The organism is Vibrio sp. dhg (genome assembly GCF_003443775.1).
Classification (GTDB): Bacteria; Pseudomonadota; Gammaproteobacteria; order Enterobacterales; family Vibrionaceae; genus Vibrio; species Vibrio natriegens.
The window spans coordinates 1,325,826-1,342,470 of the sequence record NZ_CP028944.1 but is presented as its reverse complement, the minus strand read 5'-3'; the positions used below and the strand labels follow the sequence as shown (position 1 = coordinate 1,342,470).

Below are 16,645 nucleotides of genomic sequence, written 5' to 3'. Positions count from 1 at the left end.
CGTTTCATCTAGCTATATCACGGATATAGGGCGTAGTCCGTAAGTATTTTTATTTATGGACTCGTACAAAATGATAGGAGGATCAAATTTTAAACACAAAAGTGAATATTTAAAGTAATTAAATTACATGAATATTTTATCTTGTTTTGTAATTAAGGCTGTTGACCTTAGTAAGACAAAGTTTTTAACTTATAGTTTCCTATAGGTAGCAATAATTATTAAATAAAGAATCTCAGATGACGCAATTTCGATCTCGCCCATACCCCTTGGGTGCAACATTGAATAAAGAAGGCTGTAACTTCTCTATTCACTCGCCCGAGAATAAAGACATAAAACTGGCGTTGTTTTCCGACGACGACAAGTACACGCTGCACGACCTACCAGGCGAATACGCTGGTATACGGCACACCTTTATTCCAAAAGTTAAGGCTGGTCAGAAGTACGGCTACATTGTCTCCCATAATGATGAACCGCTGCTCATCTCGGACCCTTACGCGAAATCAATCGATAAGGCGCTCCATTACCAACCCCCTTACTCTGCAAAGAAAAGCTTTGATATGCCAAAGTGTGTGGTTATCAAAGATGACTTTGACTGGCAGAAAACGGAACACCCGCGAATCCCAAGAGAAGAAATGGTGCTATTCGAGACCCACGTAAAAGGTCTCACTCAACTTCACCCCAAAGTTGATGCCGCCAAGAAAGGACATTATCTCGGTTTGTCTACACCAGAGATGTTGGCTTTCTATAAGCAGCAGAACATTAACACGTTGCAGTTGCTACCTGTCGCCGCGTGTATGCACGAGCCCCATTTACTCGAAATGAAGAAAGCGAACTACTGGGGCTATAATCCCTACCTGTTCATGACCCCCGATCCCCGCTATGCGAAAAAGGACGCGGTTACAGAGCTAAAAACAACCATTCGTGAGCTTCATAAAAACGGGATCGAAGTCATTCTTGATGTGGTCTATAACCACACCGCTGAAGGCGGCGAAGGCCCAACAATTTTCAACCTCAAGGCCCTAGATTCACGTTTTTACATTAAGCATGGCACCCACTTTGCGAACTATACTGGCTGTGGCAATACCGTCGATCTCACTTATCAACCGGCTCTAAACTTAGTGATGGATACGCTTCGTTACTGGGTTAGTGAGTTCAAAGTGGATGGTTTCCGCTTTGATTTGGCCGCCACACTTGGCCGTCAGGGAGACAATTACAACCCTGAAGCGGCATTTTTCAAAGCGGTGGCACAAGATCCTATTCTTCGTGAAACCAAGTTAATTGCAGAACCTTGGGATATCGGCCCTAACGGCTACCAAGTGGGTAACTTTCCGTTTGGCTGGAATGAATGTAACGATAAGCTTCGTGACATCTCTCGTAGCTTCTGGCGCGGCGATCAAGGCTACTTGAAAGAATTCGCGACTCGCCTGATGGGTTCGCGAGATATCTATAGCGCTGCAAACTGGCCTTACAAACTGACCGTCAACTACATCACTTACCATGATGGCTTCACTCTGCAAGACCTGGTGTCGTACAAACACAAGCACAATGAAGCCAACGGCGAAGAGAACCGCGATGGACACGGTGATAACCGCTCAGAAAACTACGGTGTAGAAGGTGAGACGGAAAACTTGATGATCATTGCGACTCGCGAAAAGCAGAAACGTAATCTGATCGCGAGCTTGTTGTTTTCATTCGGCATTCCTCATATCCTAACCGCTGATGTGCTGTCTCATACACAGGGAGGTAATAACAATGCCTACTGTCAGGACAACGAAACCAGTTGGTTAAACTGGAGCCAAACAGAGCGTAAGCAACATTTCAAAGTCTGGATGTCGCAAATGGTTGCCAATCGTAAGAAATACATGGTGCCATTTATTCGTTCATTCAGTGGTGACAGCCGCAATAACAATCGTATTTTCTGGCGAAGAACTGATGGCCACTTAATGGAGCATGATGACTGGAACCGCCTTAGCTCTGTGGCACTTCACCTTGGGATTGGCAAAGACGGGCAAGAGTTGGTGTACTTAATCAACCAAACCAATGCGACTGCGCGCTTTAAGTTGCCAAATGATCGCAAGCAAAATTGGATAACGATTTGTGATACCAATGTACGCAACTTAAATCCAGGCCACGCTGAAGGCGAAGTACTGCTTTCACCGACGTCAATGGTGATATTACATTACCAGCCGAACTCGAAAGCTAAACCTTCAGCAGAATAAGCGTTTGTTTGGATGAAATAACAATAAAAAAACCGATGCTTTAATTCGCATCGGTTTTTTATTTTTAATTTAGGGGAACGTTCCCTAAAAGGGTATTTCCATCTAGCACGTTTCACGTTCGATGTTTTGGAACGTCAGCACCACTTTGCTCATCTCTTCACCACGGCCTTCAATACGTTCAAGCAACATTTTCGCGGCATTTTCCCCCGCTTTATCAAAGGCATAGTTGAAAGTAGATAAACTCGGAATACTGATGCTCGAAAGTTCATCATTACCAACACCCAGTACACGTACTTGTTCACCGACCTTTATACCCATTTCACGCAGTGCCTTAACAGCACCAACGGCGATACGGTCAGTCGCACAAAACAGTCCATCGACTTCTGGATAGGTTCTGATCAACTCTTGCGCTTGCTGATAGCCTGACTCTATGGTGAAGTCGCCTCTGGCATGGACGAGCAATGATTGTTGATGAAAGGCTAAAGCCTGCTCAAGTCCCTGCGAACGCTGTGCATCAACCGCGATGTCATCGCCCTGAACACCAATGAAAGCGACATGTTGACAACCTGCTGCAATCAAGCGGTTACCCGCTTCAAAACCAACACGTACATCGTCATGGACAACACTTGGTACATTATGCAGAGAGCCATCTTGCCCCACCAGAACAACAGGTACATTAGATTGTTGAATGGCTTTCACTAGTTTCGCATCTAGGTGCGTTGCATAGAGTATGATTCCTTCGACCCTTTTTTGATTAAAGATCTGAATATACTCAACTTCTTTTTCATAAATCTGATGTGTATTGGCTAACAAGACGTGTTTTCCTGACCGTTCAATAACAGCGGTCAACCCATCAACACCCTGAGAAATAGCGTGAGAAGACACGCGCGGTACGATCACGCCAATAAGGTTTGTCTTCTGAGATTTGAGATCCTTAGCAACCTGATTCACTACGTAACCACATTCTTCCACCGCTTTACGTACTTTCACTTTGGTGGCTTCTTTTACCCCATACTCGTTGTTTATCACGCGAGATACGGTGGATTTCGACACACCAGCCAAACGCGCAACGTCGTGCAAACTTGCCATATTGCCCCTATTCCACTTATTTATTGGGATTGTTTGCAGAAAGCGCTCTGTATCCCTAGTCAATTAACGTGATTTTACCCTCGTTAAGCGGAATTTTGTTGACGAATATGGGGATCACACTCACACATTTCAGTCTTTTGTTTTGACCGCTTGTGAATAATCATCAAAAATCCATTTTGCAAACGTTCCCAAAAATACAAAAACGATAAATCAGGTGCTGATAGGTACTCAGACCACAAACTTAAGCGGGCTTGAGTATTATAAAGTCAAACATCCCCTCGATAACGAGTGGTAAAACAGGTGATTCGGTAACAATGATCAATCTGTAATATTGGCGATAGCACTTGAATACATTTTAAATTTCAGTAATACCAATCGGGGTGTGCAATGAACTATCCAGTCATAGCAAAACAATTACTAGAGCACTTAGGCGGTAAAGATAACCTACAAGCCCTTGCTCACTGCGCTACGCGTCTACGCTTAGCGCTAAAAGACGAAGAAAAAGTCAATGAAAAAGCCATAGGCGAATTAGACGGGGTTAAAGGTCAGTTCAAAGTTGCTGGTCAGTATCAAATTATTTTCGGCTCTGGCATTGTAAATCAGGTATACGCCGAGATGGCGAAACAGACTGGCCTGGCCGAAATGTCTACCAACGACGTCGCGTCAGCAGGTGCTCAGAAACAAAATATCGTTCAACGTGCAGTGAAAGGACTGTCGGATATTTTTGTTCCAATCATCCCCGCGATCGTTGCCGGCGGTCTGCTTATGGGTCTTTTCAATCTGCTTACCGCACAAGGCTTGTTTATTGAAGGTCAGTCGATCATCGAAGCGTACCCAGGCCTGGCAGACCTAGCGAGCATGATCAACACATTCGCCAACGCGCCTTTTGTTTATTTACCTGTTTTATTGGCGTTTTCTGCTTCGAAGAAATTTGGTGGTAACCCATTCTTGGGTGCTGCACTAGGCATGCTGATGGTTCACCCAGACTTACTGAATGGTTGGGGCTTCGGCAGTGCATCGGTTTCGGGCACGGTCCCAACTTGGAACATTCTGGGCTTGGAGATCCAAAAAGTCGGCTACCAAGGCTCAGTACTTCCAGTACTCGTGTCTGCGTTTATTCTGGCAAAAGTCGAACTTGGCCTACGTAAAATTATCCCTTCCGTATTGGATAACTTGCTAACCCCAATGCTGGCCATCTTTATTACTGGCTTTGTGACGTTCACTTTGGTCGGTCCGTTTACTCGTGACCTTGGCTTTATGCTGGGTGATGGTCTGAACTGGCTATACGATTCGGCTGGTTTTGTTGGTGGCGCTCTGTTTGGCTTTATCTACGCTCCGTTTGTTATTACCGGTATGCACCACAGCTTCATCGCAATTGAAACTCAGCTATTGGCAGACATCGCAACCACCGGCGGTACATTTATTTTCCCTATTGCTGCCATGTCGAATGTCGCTCAAGGCGCAGCTGCATTAGCGGTAGGTTTCACAACGCGCGATACGAAAATGAAAGGCATCGCTGTCCCATCTGGTATCACTGGGTTATTGGGTATTACCGAGCCAGCAATGTTCGGTGTGAACCTGAAGCTTCGCTACCCGTTCTTAGCAGCAATCGTAGGCTCAGCCGTTGCGAGTGCGTTTATCACCCTATTTAACGTGAAAGCGCAAGCACTTGGTGCAGCAGGCTTACCTGGCATTATCTCTATCTCACCAGACAAAATAAGCTACTACATCATTGGCATGATTATCTCTTTCATCACTGCATTTGCCCTGACCGTCGTATTGGGCATGCGTGAAAAGGCAAAACAGAATAAGCAAGCAACCGCTTAAACGTTTCGTCTCTTAGTTAACCACTGCCCTATCTCATTTCTCGCCCCAGAGAAATGAGGAGATAGATAAGATGAAATACGGCCCCCCCTGCCATTAGGTTTTAATACCAAGCCAGTCAAAAGTTTTTTGACTGGCTTTTTTTATTTCTGCTGATTTCCTTCTCTTTGGTTCATTTGGTGTTGAAAGTATTAATGAACCATCGTATATTTATGAACCATTACATTATATGAACCATTTTCTTTACGAGGCAAACCATCATGACAACCTACCTCTATTCTCGCTATTCGCCTCGAAATCGTGCTTACAGCGAGAACCTATCAATTTTGAAAGCGGCGGCTCCTGACGCGCAACATTTTGAAGACATAGCGCGTGGCTGCATACCACCGACCGAGCGTGAGTCATTCCAACAATTACTCGAAATCCTCAAACCTGGCGATACCATCATCATTTGGTGGCTAACGACTTTTGGACGTGATTTCAGTCAGTCACTCAATACCATCGAGCTATTACTAAATAAAAACGTGACACTGAAAACGGTGTGCGAGCCACTTTGTTTCGAGCCAGGATCGGTTGAAACCAAGACCTTGACCACTTTGCTGTCTGGTTACGGAAAAGTACAAATCCAGCATCGCTTGTTTGCCGCAGAGCAAGGTCGACGTGCGATTAAAGGTGAGCCAGATAGGTGGAAACAAAAATTTCGCGGTCGCCCTGCAGACAAAGCCAAGCATCAACAAATCGCAACGCTACTGCTTGAAGGTAATACGCTACAAAGTGTTGCCCAGCAGTGTGATGTCAGCTTGTCGACAGTAAAACGCGTTAAAGCCAAACTGAATGAATTTGACGATGAGGGCGGAATGAGAACACGCGGAAGATCTGGTCTTTCAAAAGGTGAATCATCATGAAGAATGCCATTAACTTTCGTTCCATTTTACTCGCCTGCCTGATTATCAGTGTCGGTCAGCTGAGTATGGGATTGGTGATGCCATCTTTGCCATGGATAGCAAAAGACTTCTCGATTTCACTCGACCAAGCTCAGCTGTTAGTAAGTATTTACTTACTTGGTTTTGGCCCGTCCCAGTTTATCTATGGCCCCATATCCGATGCTTTAGGCAGAAAAAAAGTCTTGTTAACCGGACTGCTGATTGCCATGTCAGGGCTACTGATGATCATATTTATGAGCCAGACTTTTACTGGCATGGTCATGGGGCGTTTTCTGCAAGGATTAGGTACTGGCTGCTGCGCTGTATTAGCCCGAGCTTCTACCCGTGATCGATTTAGCGGTAGCGAACTTCCGGTCGCGATGTCATATATTGCGATGGCAGCTTCTATCACACCTCTGATGGCACCCGTTATTGGTGGTTTTATCAACTTCCATTTCGGCTGGAGTATGGTGTTTATTTCGTTGCTAGGTTATGTGTCGATCGCCTGGGTAATCATTGCATTTCGCTTCACCGAGACAATTTCAAAGCGTTCTTCCATTCCGTCACCTAAGACGATGTTACGCCAGTACCGAAATCTACTCACCTCACGTTACTTCATGAGCTTTGCTAGCATAAGTTGGCTTAACTTCAGTTTGATGATCACAACCGTGTCTGTCATGCCGTTTATTATGCAGGATCAAATCGGTATGACTTCCGATGAATACGCGATGTGGGCACTTATTCCCGCTCTGGGTATGCTGGGCGGAACAACCATTTGTAACCGCGCCCGCCCGATCATTGGCAACAAAAAGATGCTGCTATGTACGCCGGTGTTGCATATCAGTGCGGCGATATGGTTGTTCTTCTGTCCGGTAGAGCCGTTGTATTTGATGCTGGGGCAACTACTGATGATATTGGGTAACGGTATTGCTTTGCCGTGTGCTCAGGCTTTGGTCATGCAACCTTATAAGGAACAAGCAGGAACGGCCGCAGCAATGTCTGGTGGTGGCCAAATGATCGCTTCTTCTCTGGTGAGTTTGACGTTAGTCCAGTTCGGTTTGAGTGAGGCGTGGCACCTGTCACTGGTCATCGCACTGTTTACTGCAATTACATTGATGAATATCCTGCGAGGATTCAGTTCATCCCTACCTACAGAGCACATAGCCGATGAAGTAACTCAGGCTAGTTAATATCTGAATAGGCAAAGAAAAGGGGCGTCACAGTGCAAACTGCGACGCCCCTTTATCGTTTGAATTTCTGGTTAGAAGTCTGCTGTCATACCAACATAGTAAGTACGTGGTGCTTCAACATAACCAATGTCTTCAAGCTCTTTCGACACACTCTCATCAGTTAGATTGGTGATACCCGCGCGAATGCGCAGTGAATCGTTCACATGATATACCGTACCCATATCTAACGTTGTGTAAGAGTCTTGAGTCAGCTCAGAGTCAATCTTACGTTCACCACGGTAACGAGCGCTCGCAAACAGATCCAAGTCTTTGGTTGGATACCAGTTCAGGCGAGCAAATGCCGAGTGCTTGTAGCGCTCATTCAGCTCTTCACCGGTCGACTTGTCTTCTGTATCTAGGTAAGTGTAGTTACCCGACATTGCCCACTGATCAGAAAGCTGAATGTTGCCTGACAGCTCAACCCCTTGGATAACGGCTTTTGAGACGTTTTTAAATGACTTGTATGGGTTAGAAAGCTCACGATCAATTGGGTCACCATTCTCGTCGATACAACTCATAACAGAGCTTGACCACGTTCCTGTTTCACAGAACACATCGGTTTGCTCAATCAGGTTTTCAACCTCGTTACGGAATAACGCCGTTTCAATATCCCAGTTACGAGCACTGTACAGTGCAGAAAGCTCATAGTTGATGCTGGTCTCTGCTTCCAGGTCTTCATTACCCTGAATGTCACAGTTACCTTTACAGCTGATCAACTTAAAGTCTGGGTTATTTTGTGTCATGGTTGGCGCTTTAAATGCTTTGCCTACGCCACCTTTTAGAACCAGTGAATCTGTGGTTTGGTGTACCAGGTAAACACGCGGGCTGAACTCTTCACCGAATTGCTCATGCTTGTCCAAACGGCCACCAATGGTTGCGGTTAAAGTATCCGTCATTTCCCACTGATCCTGAGCAAACACAGCGCCTTGGTAAGCTTCTGCTTTGTTGCCCACGAGGTTTTCTGGGTTAGTCAGCTCACTGTTTTGGTAGTCCATACCAAACGTGAACGTATGACTATCGCCAAAATACGTTGTTGCCGATGCTTCCACAATTTGTGTCAGTTCTTCGATGGAATCCACACCGTCATTTGCCGCATCGATATTCTCTACGTTTTCGCGTGAGTAACGTACTTGTGTGTCACCCCAAGACCATAAGCCAGTATGTGAAATTGCCTGGCTATCACGTCGAACTCGAGAGTTTGAAGACAGTACCGTCGTTGCGCTTTCAGCAACCGTGTCACGCTCGTCATTGCTATAACCTAAGTCTAAATCAATAAACTGAGTGTCGGATAAGTGCCATGACAATGTACCGAACATCGCTAACGTATCGCGCCCTTCTAAAGCCGTGATATCCGAACGATCATATTCAACGCCTCGCGCAGTCTTAGTGCCTGAATAGGGCTGCCACGCATCACGACTGGTTTGAGAAACGGAAAAACGCGCGAACAATGTGTCATCAATTAAGGCACCTGATGTGGTTAAACCAACCGTATATTTCTGCCCGCCGTTTCCGTCATTTGGTGTCGCGTTATCCAGACTTAACTGAGAACTCCAGTCATTTTCCGGCGACTTAGTGATGATGTTGATCGTACCACCCATGCCATCTGAACCGTAAAGTGCAGACATAGGACCACGGATGATTTCAACACGTTCAATTGAGTCCATTGGAATCGCAGAGAGATCGAAATCGTTACCACGGACAATCGCACTCGCAGAACTCATACGACGCCCATTCACCATAATGAGTGTGTATTTTGAATCCATACCACGAATAGAAATCTGCTGACGCCCAGCTCGCGTACTGTCGTAATCGGCTTCCACACTGGTTTGGTTCGCAACGATATCCGCTAACGTAATACCCGGATCATTCTCGATGTCTTCTGCCGTAATCACGGACATAGACGCAGGTGCACTTTTCAGCTCCATCTGCGTACGTGTTGCCGTCACAACCATTTGTTCATCGACTTTGGTTGGGGTTGTATCAGCAAAAACTGACATTGAGGCGCATAGTGCACCGATCGCCACTGCTAATGGTTTTGGTGCTACCAGAGTAGTTTTAGACATATTAAAACCTGTTATTATTATTGAAAGTTATAATGATAATGGTTCGCATTAAATAGGTTTTATTTTGCTAAAACAAGTCTCCCCGTATACAGACAGTAAATTACCACTATGCAAAAAATGAATAACTAAAAATTTAATCATTCACTTTCGATGGACCCGTATATTTCTTTAAACAAGGACTTAACCCAGTTACACATCGGATCATTGTGGTAGCGCTTATGCCAATAGAGATATACCGATTCACTATCAAGACGAATTTCCTCTGGTACCGTTTTTGTGATCAGCTTACGTCCAACACATGCCCCTTCCGCAAATGGGGTCGGCAAATGGAATATCACATCCGTCTCTTCAGCAATGGCTGGTGCTGCATTAAAATTGGAAAGCTGTATGGGTATCGACAAACTTCGGCTCTTATCCACTACACCAAGTTCGGCAAACCGATGGTAAATAGACAGCGTTTTGCCGCCCTGAAGAGAAATCTGGCCAAAGTTGCATTCAAGTAACATGTCTATCGTCAAATCTTCAACATCCGCTAACGGATGAGACTCGCTCATCAAGAATCGATAGTCGCGGCTTGCAACTTTCATGCGATACAAGTTTTGCTCAGAGCTTGGGGGCGAAGCGGTAGAAAGCACAAAATGCACGTCACCCGTGATCAAACCATCAAAATGCCTTTTAGGAATAGAGTCGACATCGACAATCATATTGGGTGCTTCTTGGCGAATGCGTGAAATTACACTAGGCAACAACATGGTCACTTGAGGGACTAAACCATAGAAGCGTATCGTACCTTTACTCTTCTCCGGAACAAAAGACTGACCATGCATTAACTTCTCTAAACCCGTTAGCACAGTGGTTAGATCTTGTTTGATGACTTCGGCTTTGGGAGTCAACTCATAGCCATGAGCGGTTCTCACAAGTAGCTCGTCGTTAAACAAATTTCTCAGCTTTTGTAAAGACCGACTGACGGAAGGTTGGCTCATATTCAGCAAAACTGCGGTATTGGATACGTGCTTCTCCTCAAGTAAGCTCTTGAGAATAAACAGTAAATTCAAATCTACCTGGGCTAAATTCACTTTTTGAATACTCACTATTCTGATAATTCAGTTGCTGGTTATAACCTATCTGATAACGTGTATGCAATCAATAATCATTCTTATTTGATTTTAATCAACTTAAGTTTCAGTACTTTCAGATCATCTTTTGCTCTGTTTTCTTTTTTAAACGCTTTCCAGTTAGATGACTGACTTATAGACCTTTTTGGGAATCATTATGTTTGGTAAAACTTCTCTTCGTGTAGCAACAAGTGCGCTACTACTGGCATTAGCGCCTATCGGGGCATTCGCAAAAACCTACCAACACAGCATGGGCTCGGTAGAAATTAATGAAGTACCGAAACGCGTAGTCGTTCTCGGCTACGGCAGCCTTGATTACGTCGATGCTCTGGGTGTTACACCAATTGGCGTACCAAAGACACTACTTCCAACCACACTGGAAAAGTACAAAGGCGACTCTGTGGAAAACACAGGCAGCGTGAAAGAAGTGAATTTCGAAACCTTGTTTACGTTGAAACCTGATCTGATCATTGCAGAAGCGCGCATGGCGACCATCTATAAAGATCTAAAAGACATCGCACCAACGTACATGTTCGAGATTGATACCAAAGACTACTGGAAAACCACACAAAAACACTGGCGTACACTAGGCGAAATCTTCGAAAAGAGCGATAGAGCGGATCAATTGATCAAAGACGTTCAAGGTCAAATAGATACGCTTCACAGTAAAGTGGCACAACATCCTCCTCGCGCTTTAACTGTTTCGAACAGCGGTAATAGCCTGGCTATGTTCGGCGAAAAGAGCCGTTTCTCGTTTGTATATGATGAAGCTGGTTTCGCGCCATCAACGTCTCAAAACGTAAAATCCGTCTCCGGTAATCACGGCAACCTGATCTCATTTGAATACATTGCCGATGCACAACCAGAAGTTCTGTTGGTTTTAGATCGTGAGCAGGCAATTGGCCAGAGCAACGGTAAAGCGAAAGCATTGTTTGATAACGACCTCGTCAAATCAACACCAGCAGCGAAAAATGGTCGCGTGATGTTTATTGACCCGGCGGCCTGGTACTTGACTGCTGGCGGTTACCACTCAACTCAAACCATGATTAAAGAGCTAAACCAAGTCGTTGTTAACTAATAAGCCCACGTTAATCACCCTATAAAAGATGACCTTTCCGCTTATGGCGTGAAAGGTCATTGTCGTATTTATAAACCTAAATCTTCACTATGAAATTACATCATATTTTGGCGTTTGCTTTGCTCATCATCCTCGCTGGCATCTCTTTGCTAGTCGGGGTAGCAAACGTATCTCTCTCGCAAATTTTGGCTGGTGACAGTCACAGTTTGAACATCTTGTTGGTCAGTCGACTGCCGCGATTAATTGCCATTGTTTTAGCCGGCGCAGGTTTGAGTATTGCTGGATTGATCATGCAACAAATTGTTCAAAACCGCTTCGCTGCGCCGTCAACAACTGGCACCGTGGACTGGGCAATGTTCGGTTACATCATCGCTTTGATCTTCTTTGCCGATATGAGCAGCTGGGTTCACCTCATTACCATCTTCGCTTTTTCTGTGCTTGGTACGGTGATTTTTGTTCGCTTTCTACAGCGTTTGAAGTTCAAAAACACAGTCTTAGTACCACTGATAGGCATCATGTATGGCAATGTGGTCTCTTCTATGACGACCTTTGTCGCGTACAAATATGATTTAGTGCAGACACTTGGCTCCTGGACGGTCGCGAACTTCGCTTCTGTTTTACAAGGTAACTACGAGTTTTTATATTTGGCGCTCCCTGTATCGGTGCTAGCTTACGCTTATGCCAACCGCTTTAGTGCCGCCAGTGTCGGTGAAAGCTTTGCAAAAAACATCGGCTTAAATTACCAACGTATCGTACTTATCGGCGTCATCTTAGTGGCAGTATTGTCCTCGTCTGTCGTGATGATCGTGGGGATGATTCCGTTCCTTGGTCTCATCGTGCCAAACCTTGTGTCGATATTTATCGGCGATAACATGCGTCGCAACTTGCCTTGGACTGCTTATGCAGGCGTGATTCTGGTACTGACCTGTGACATTTTAGGCCGTTTGATTATCTTCCCTTATGAAATCCCTATTTCGATGATCATCAGCATCTTAGGCGGTTCTGTTTTCATTTACCTGGTATTGAGAGACAAAGCGAATGCGTGATTCCATTAAAGTCATCGTACTCGCGGCTGTCGCAGTACTGATATGCGCCGTATTTATCGGCAAAGGTTTAACTCCGGACAACTACCAATTTTTCTTGTCTCGTCGTGTGCCTAAAGTTCTGGCGATTGTATTGGCAGCAATTGCCATTGCCTCCTCGTCATTGATTTTCCAGACCATCACTAATAACCGAATTCTGACCCCGTCGATTCTCGGTTTTGACTCCCTGTACGTGATGATTCAGGTGGTATTGGTGGTAATGTTTGGTGGCCTGAGTGTTTGGGTCATCAACAGTAAACTCAATTTCGTCCTGTCTACAGGCATCATGATTGTGTGTGCCATGACCCTATTCAGCTTCTACTTTAGAGGCCGTCAGCGAAACATCTTCACGCTGTTATTAATTGGTATCGTGCTCAGCAGCTTGTTCAGTAGCATCACTGGCTTCTTCACTATGGTGACGGACCCAGATGAGTTTAACTTCATACAGGGTTCCATGTTTGCCAGCTTTAACAACATCAACGGTGAACTGGTTTACTGGTGTGTCGCTCCGATGTTGCTTTGCGGCGCTTATTTAATTCGTATCTCACATAAGTTGGATGTGATGTGGCTGGGTGTGGACAACGCCAAGAGTTTGGGTATCGACACACACAAACTGACGATGCAGGTGATGTTCATCATCACGTTGATGGTGTCTATCTCCACCGCGTTGATTGGTCCAATCCTGTTCTTTGGATTAATTGTTGTCGCGCTGACGCGTCAAATTTTCACTGGTTACCAGCATCACCTGCTGATCGTCGCCAGTTCTGTACTGTCTGTTGTATTGCTGTCTGGTGGCCAGTGGGTCGTCGAAAACCTATTCGATTTCGATACCACCATCAGTGTCATCATCAACTTTTTTGGCGGCGGTTACTTCCTAGTTCTACTTATGAAAAATAAATTCGATTAAAGGTGTATCACATGATCCGTATTCAAGGTTTAAGTAAAAAATACAATGAAAAATACGTGGTGAAAAATGCTGATGCCCTTTTCCCGCTTGGCAAAGTGACCAGCATTATTGGCCCAAATGGCGCAGGTAAAAGTACCCTGCTTTCCATGGCAAGTCGCCTGACAGAAAGCGATGCAGGTACCGTCGTGATCGGTGACAAACCGCTCGACCAGTGGAACACGGAAGATTTGGCCAAGCGCCTTTCCGTGCTGCGTCAGTCCAACAATATCAATATGCGTTTTACTGTGCGTGATTTAGTCGCATTCGGGCGCTTCCCATACTCTCAGGGGCGCTTAACAGAACAAGACCATCGCATCATTGAAGAGTCTATGCAGCACCTGGAAATCGACCATTTGCAAGATCGCTTTATTGACCAACTGTCCGGTGGTCAGAGACAAATGGCATTTATCGCGATGGTCGTCGCACAAGACACCGATTACATTTTTCTTGATGAGCCACTCAATAACCTCGATATCAAGCACTCCGTCGATATCATGAGTACACTGCACAAGTTAGCTAAACTGAAGAACAAAGCCGTGGTGATCGTAATTCACGATATAAACTTTGCTTCTTGCTACTCTGACCATATTGTCGCAATGAAGTTGGGTGAAGTCATTAAGGCGGGCACTGTAGACGAAGTCATTGATGAAGCGGTACTAAGCGATATTTATGAGATTCGTTTTGTCGTTCAGGAAATCGATGGAAATCGTATTTCTTTGTACTATCGACGTTAAAATAGCACTTTACGAAATGGCGACATCAGGTCGCCATTTTTGTACCGCAAGACAAAAAGATGTGTCTCTCCTTGCCAATAGTGATACTGTACTGAACAGTCTGATTTAAGCTAGGTTTTGTTATGCGCGCGTCCACTCAACAAAAAAGAATTCGCATCATCGAAGTAGCCACTGAGCTTTTTATTACGCAAGGTTACAAAGAAACGTCATTGGACCAAATAGTTGCCATTTGTGGTGGTTCAAAGCAAACCTTATACCGATATTTTTCCAATAAAGAAGGGCTATTTACAGAAGTGTTGGCGCACAACACTCAAACCAGTTTAGAGTCGGCTTTCCAGCTTTCTGCTCAACAAAATGAGTCGCTACAACAAACGTTAGAAGACTTCGCCAAGAAGTATCTACGCGGTATTTGTTCCAACCCTGTTCTGTCACTTTACCGAATTATTTCTGCCGATTTTTATCAGCACGACTCAATACCAAAGCAGTTTTGGCAAACGAGTCCAATGCGGATTCATCAACACTTAATTGAGTTTTTAAAGACAGACGTCGTCAGCCAACAATTAGACATCGAAGATCCAGATCTCGCGTGCGGGCAACTCCTCGCTCTAATCAAACTCGATTATCAGACCAAGGCGCTATTAGGGTTTGAGTTACCCAGTGATGCAGAGTTGAATACTCATGCTCGTAAAGCCGTCACCGCTTTTCTCTCACTCTATCAGAAACAATCAGCGTAACTCCTTATTAAAGGCAGAAGCCGCCTCCGAACTGGAAGTCGGCTTATTCCTCAACTTAAAAGAACCCTAGTTTGGACTCGCTTCTCGTTTTGCTACCAGTTTCTTGCCGATAAGGAGCACTGGAGCCAGCGCCAAAATCGAGAAAATAAACATAATCAATGAATTGCTTAATGCCAAAGTCGTGGCTTGCTCTTTGACGACAGCAACCACTTGGCCCGCCCCCATGGAGGAATTAGGCAAATGTCCATGAGTGAGAATCGTACTGGTAAGTGCCTGTTCATAAGCAGAAAAGGCATGGCTCGATTGCTTTAACGTTCGCCCTATTTCACCCGATGCTTGCGCACTATGAGTGTGTATTACGCCAGAAAAAAATCCACCGCCAATAACACTGCCCATGGTTCGGAACAAGTAGAAGTTACAAATCCCCTCAAGGCGCTCATGATTTTTAAAATAGGTTAACACTGCAATGGTTACCGACACGTTCAGCATCCCTACCCCAAAGCCACGCAAAAGCATAGGTAAAAGCAACGATTCTGGCCCGGCCTCACTTGGTAGCAGACTGAATCGATATACAGAGAGCAAGATCATTAAAACACCTAATGGCACAACCGCATCAACCAGCGTTCGTCTTAGGTAAAACACCATCACACTCAGCAGCATGCCCACAATCATCGCATAGAAGAATGGCAACTGCGCATAGCCAGCGTTCAGATGATTGTAGTTCAACGCCATTTTAAGGAAATTCCCAAACAGCGCAGAACTCGCCATTACAGCAAAACCCGCCAAAAAGGCGTTATACATAAAGACATTGGTTTTCAGCGTATTATGCAATTGCGATGACGCGGTATTTAAACGCCGTCTTTTAACTAAGAGGTAAATCAGGCTTAGCCCTAATGCGGTCGCGACCAGCGTAAGTTGAATAAACGCCTCTGAATCTAACCAGTTATAGTAACGGCCTCGCATTAACAGATAAACGACCAAACCTGTCGCTAACGCTGCAATAGTATAAACACCAACATGCGATTTATGCTTTTCGACAATGTTAACTGGTTCAGGTTTGTAAATACTCACAAGAATAAGCGCTGAAAAGTACAACCATGCCGATAGAACACAAAATAGCGACCAGTCAAATCGCTCCAATACATGTGCCATTAACCAAGGATACAAACCCATCGGCACCAACGTCGAGAAGACTAAAGTCAAAGCAATGATTACGGGCAACCAACGTTGCTCAAACACATCGAGCAAAAAGAGATTAACCACCACCAGCAATACACTCATGAAAAAGCCAACGAACAGCCAAGTCAGTTTGAATAACCATGGGCTCGGCAGTTGCCAGTATAAGATCATACTTGCCGTTATCTCTATGAGCAGAGCAGTGATCAAAATCCGGTAAGCACACCAGTGACGAACCAACTTCGGTGCCCAGATAAAGCCCAACACTTGGGCAATCATAAATCCGATTTTAACCAGCTCTGTTTCATCAAGAGACAAACCTATAGTCGCCGCCATTTCATACGAAAGCTCACTAAACATCACGGAGTTAATACCAAATGCCGCAAGAGCGAATAACACCCAAGTCAATAAACGGATACGTGACTTCATGGCA

The 16,645-nt window shown here is 45.0% G+C and carries 14 protein-coding genes; 10 read left to right on the top strand and 4 right to left on the bottom strand.

Annotated features, from left to right (window positions below; genetic code table 11):
• Positions 1-236 precede the first annotated feature (236 nt).
• Positions 237-2,219 carry a glycogen debranching protein GlgX gene (gene glgX, locus DBX26_RS21715; protein ID WP_014235002.1) on the top strand — a complete coding sequence of 661 codons (1,983 nt, stop codon included), beginning with the start codon at positions 237-239 and terminating at the stop codon, positions 2,217-2,219.
• A gap of 102 nt (positions 2,220-2,321) precedes the next feature.
• Here the strand turns inward: glgX and DBX26_RS21710 are convergent, their stop codons facing one another.
• Positions 2,322-3,308 (bottom strand): LacI family DNA-binding transcriptional regulator, encoded by a 987-nt coding sequence (locus DBX26_RS21710; protein WP_020333486.1) that lies wholly within the window; start codon positions 3,306-3,308, stop codon positions 2,322-2,324.
• 387 nt (positions 3,309-3,695) lie between these two features.
• Here DBX26_RS21710 and DBX26_RS21705 point away from each other — a divergent pair, with 387 nt between their 5' ends.
• From DBX26_RS21705 to DBX26_RS21695, 3 genes are all read left to right on the top strand, one after another.
• Positions 3,696-5,135 carry a sucrose-specific PTS transporter subunit IIBC gene (locus DBX26_RS21705; RefSeq protein WP_118120866.1) on the top strand — a complete coding sequence of 480 codons (1,440 nt, stop codon included), beginning with the start codon at positions 3,696-3,698 and terminating at the stop codon, positions 5,133-5,135.
• A gap of 257 nt (positions 5,136-5,392) precedes the next feature.
• Positions 5,393-6,037 (top strand): recombinase family protein, encoded by a 645-nt coding sequence (locus DBX26_RS21700; protein ID WP_118120865.1) that lies wholly within the window; start codon positions 5,393-5,395, stop codon positions 6,035-6,037.
• Positions 6,034-7,245 carry a multidrug effflux MFS transporter gene (locus DBX26_RS21695; RefSeq protein WP_020333488.1) on the top strand — a complete coding sequence of 404 codons (1,212 nt, stop codon included), beginning with the start codon at positions 6,034-6,036 and terminating at the stop codon, positions 7,243-7,245. The genes DBX26_RS21700 and DBX26_RS21695 overlap by 4 nt, the downstream gene beginning before the upstream one ends.
• 71 nt (positions 7,246-7,316) lie before the next feature.
• On the opposite strand, the gene DBX26_RS21690 is transcribed toward DBX26_RS21695, so the two are convergent.
• Both DBX26_RS21690 and DBX26_RS21685 read right to left on the bottom strand, forming a co-directional pair.
• Positions 7,317-9,347, bottom strand: coding sequence for a TonB-dependent receptor (locus tag DBX26_RS21690; protein ID WP_020333489.1), 2,031 nt, complete (start codon positions 9,345-9,347; stop codon positions 7,317-7,319).
• A 137-nt stretch (positions 9,348-9,484) separates the two neighbouring features.
• Positions 9,485-10,423 (bottom strand): LysR family transcriptional regulator, encoded by a 939-nt coding sequence (locus DBX26_RS21685; protein ID WP_014235008.1) that lies wholly within the window; start codon positions 10,421-10,423, stop codon positions 9,485-9,487.
• A 196-nt stretch (positions 10,424-10,619) separates the two neighbouring features.
• On the opposite strand from DBX26_RS21685, the gene DBX26_RS21680 reads away from it, so the two are divergent.
• The 6 genes from DBX26_RS21680 to DBX26_RS21660 all read left to right on the top strand — a co-directional run bounded on the left by DBX26_RS21680 (position 10,620) and on the right by DBX26_RS21660 (position 15,036).
• Complete coding sequence (locus tag DBX26_RS21680) at positions 10,620-11,540, top strand: siderophore ABC transporter substrate-binding protein (RefSeq protein ID WP_081280791.1); 921 nt, start codon at positions 10,620-10,622, stop codon at positions 11,538-11,540.
• A gap of 89 nt (positions 11,541-11,629) precedes the next feature.
• Positions 11,630-12,586, top strand: coding sequence for an ABC transporter permease (locus tag DBX26_RS21675; RefSeq protein ID WP_020333491.1), 957 nt, complete (start codon positions 11,630-11,632; stop codon positions 12,584-12,586).
• Positions 12,579-13,529 (top strand): iron chelate uptake ABC transporter family permease subunit, encoded by a 951-nt coding sequence (locus tag DBX26_RS21670; RefSeq protein WP_118120864.1) that lies wholly within the window; start codon positions 12,579-12,581, stop codon positions 13,527-13,529. The genes DBX26_RS21675 and DBX26_RS21670 overlap by 8 nt, the downstream gene beginning before the upstream one ends.
• 11 nt (positions 13,530-13,540) lie before the next feature.
• Positions 13,541-14,302 (top strand): ABC transporter ATP-binding protein, encoded by a 762-nt coding sequence (locus tag DBX26_RS21665; RefSeq protein ID WP_014235012.1) that lies wholly within the window; start codon positions 13,541-13,543, stop codon positions 14,300-14,302.
• On the top strand, positions 14,268-14,411 hold the full coding sequence (locus DBX26_RS25540) for a hypothetical protein (RefSeq protein ID WP_162889730.1): 144 nt from the start codon (positions 14,268-14,270) through the stop codon (positions 14,409-14,411). The genes DBX26_RS21665 and DBX26_RS25540 overlap by 35 nt, the downstream gene beginning before the upstream one ends.
• 13 nt (positions 14,412-14,424) lie before the next feature.
• Positions 14,425-15,036, top strand: coding sequence for a TetR/AcrR family transcriptional regulator (locus tag DBX26_RS21660; RefSeq protein ID WP_118120863.1), 612 nt, complete (start codon positions 14,425-14,427; stop codon positions 15,034-15,036).
• A gap of 66 nt (positions 15,037-15,102) precedes the next feature.
• On the opposite strand, the gene DBX26_RS21655 is transcribed toward DBX26_RS21660, so the two are convergent.
• On the bottom strand, positions 15,103-16,641 hold the full coding sequence (locus DBX26_RS21655; RefSeq protein ID WP_118120862.1) for an MFS transporter: 1,539 nt from the start codon (positions 16,639-16,641) through the stop codon (positions 15,103-15,105).
• Between the last annotated feature and the right edge of the window lie 4 nt (positions 16,642-16,645).

Excerpts from the sequence above, each read along its gene's own strand:
- glgX (WP_014235002.1), top strand. The coding sequence starts at position 237 with ATGACGCAATTTCGATCTCGCCCATACCCCTTGGGTGCAACATTGAAT.
- DBX26_RS21710 (WP_020333486.1), bottom strand. The coding sequence starts at position 3,308 with ATGGCAAGTTTGCACGACGTTGCGCGTTTGGCTGGTGTGTCGAAATCC.
- DBX26_RS21705 (WP_118120866.1), top strand. The coding sequence starts at position 3,696 with ATGAACTATCCAGTCATAGCAAAACAATTACTAGAGCACTTAGGCGGT.
- DBX26_RS21700 (WP_118120865.1), top strand. The coding sequence starts at position 5,393 with ATGACAACCTACCTCTATTCTCGCTATTCGCCTCGAAATCGTGCTTAC.
- DBX26_RS21695 (WP_020333488.1), top strand. The coding sequence starts at position 6,034 with ATGAAGAATGCCATTAACTTTCGTTCCATTTTACTCGCCTGCCTGATT.
- DBX26_RS21690 (WP_020333489.1), bottom strand. The coding sequence starts at position 9,347 with ATGTCTAAAACTACTCTGGTAGCACCAAAACCATTAGCAGTGGCGATC.
- DBX26_RS21680 (WP_081280791.1), top strand. The coding sequence starts at position 10,620 with ATGTTTGGTAAAACTTCTCTTCGTGTAGCAACAAGTGCGCTACTACTG.
- DBX26_RS21675 (WP_020333491.1), top strand. The coding sequence starts at position 11,630 with ATGAAATTACATCATATTTTGGCGTTTGCTTTGCTCATCATCCTCGCT.
- DBX26_RS21670 (WP_118120864.1), top strand. The coding sequence starts at position 12,579 with ATGCGTGATTCCATTAAAGTCATCGTACTCGCGGCTGTCGCAGTACTG.
- DBX26_RS21665 (WP_014235012.1), top strand. The coding sequence starts at position 13,541 with ATGATCCGTATTCAAGGTTTAAGTAAAAAATACAATGAAAAATACGTG.
- DBX26_RS25540 (WP_162889730.1), top strand. The coding sequence starts at position 14,268 with ATGGAAATCGTATTTCTTTGTACTATCGACGTTAAAATAGCACTTTAC.
- DBX26_RS21660 (WP_118120863.1), top strand. The coding sequence starts at position 14,425 with ATGCGCGCGTCCACTCAACAAAAAAGAATTCGCATCATCGAAGTAGCC.
- DBX26_RS21655 (WP_118120862.1), bottom strand. The coding sequence starts at position 16,641 with ATGAAGTCACGTATCCGTTTATTGACTTGGGTGTTATTCGCTCTTGCG.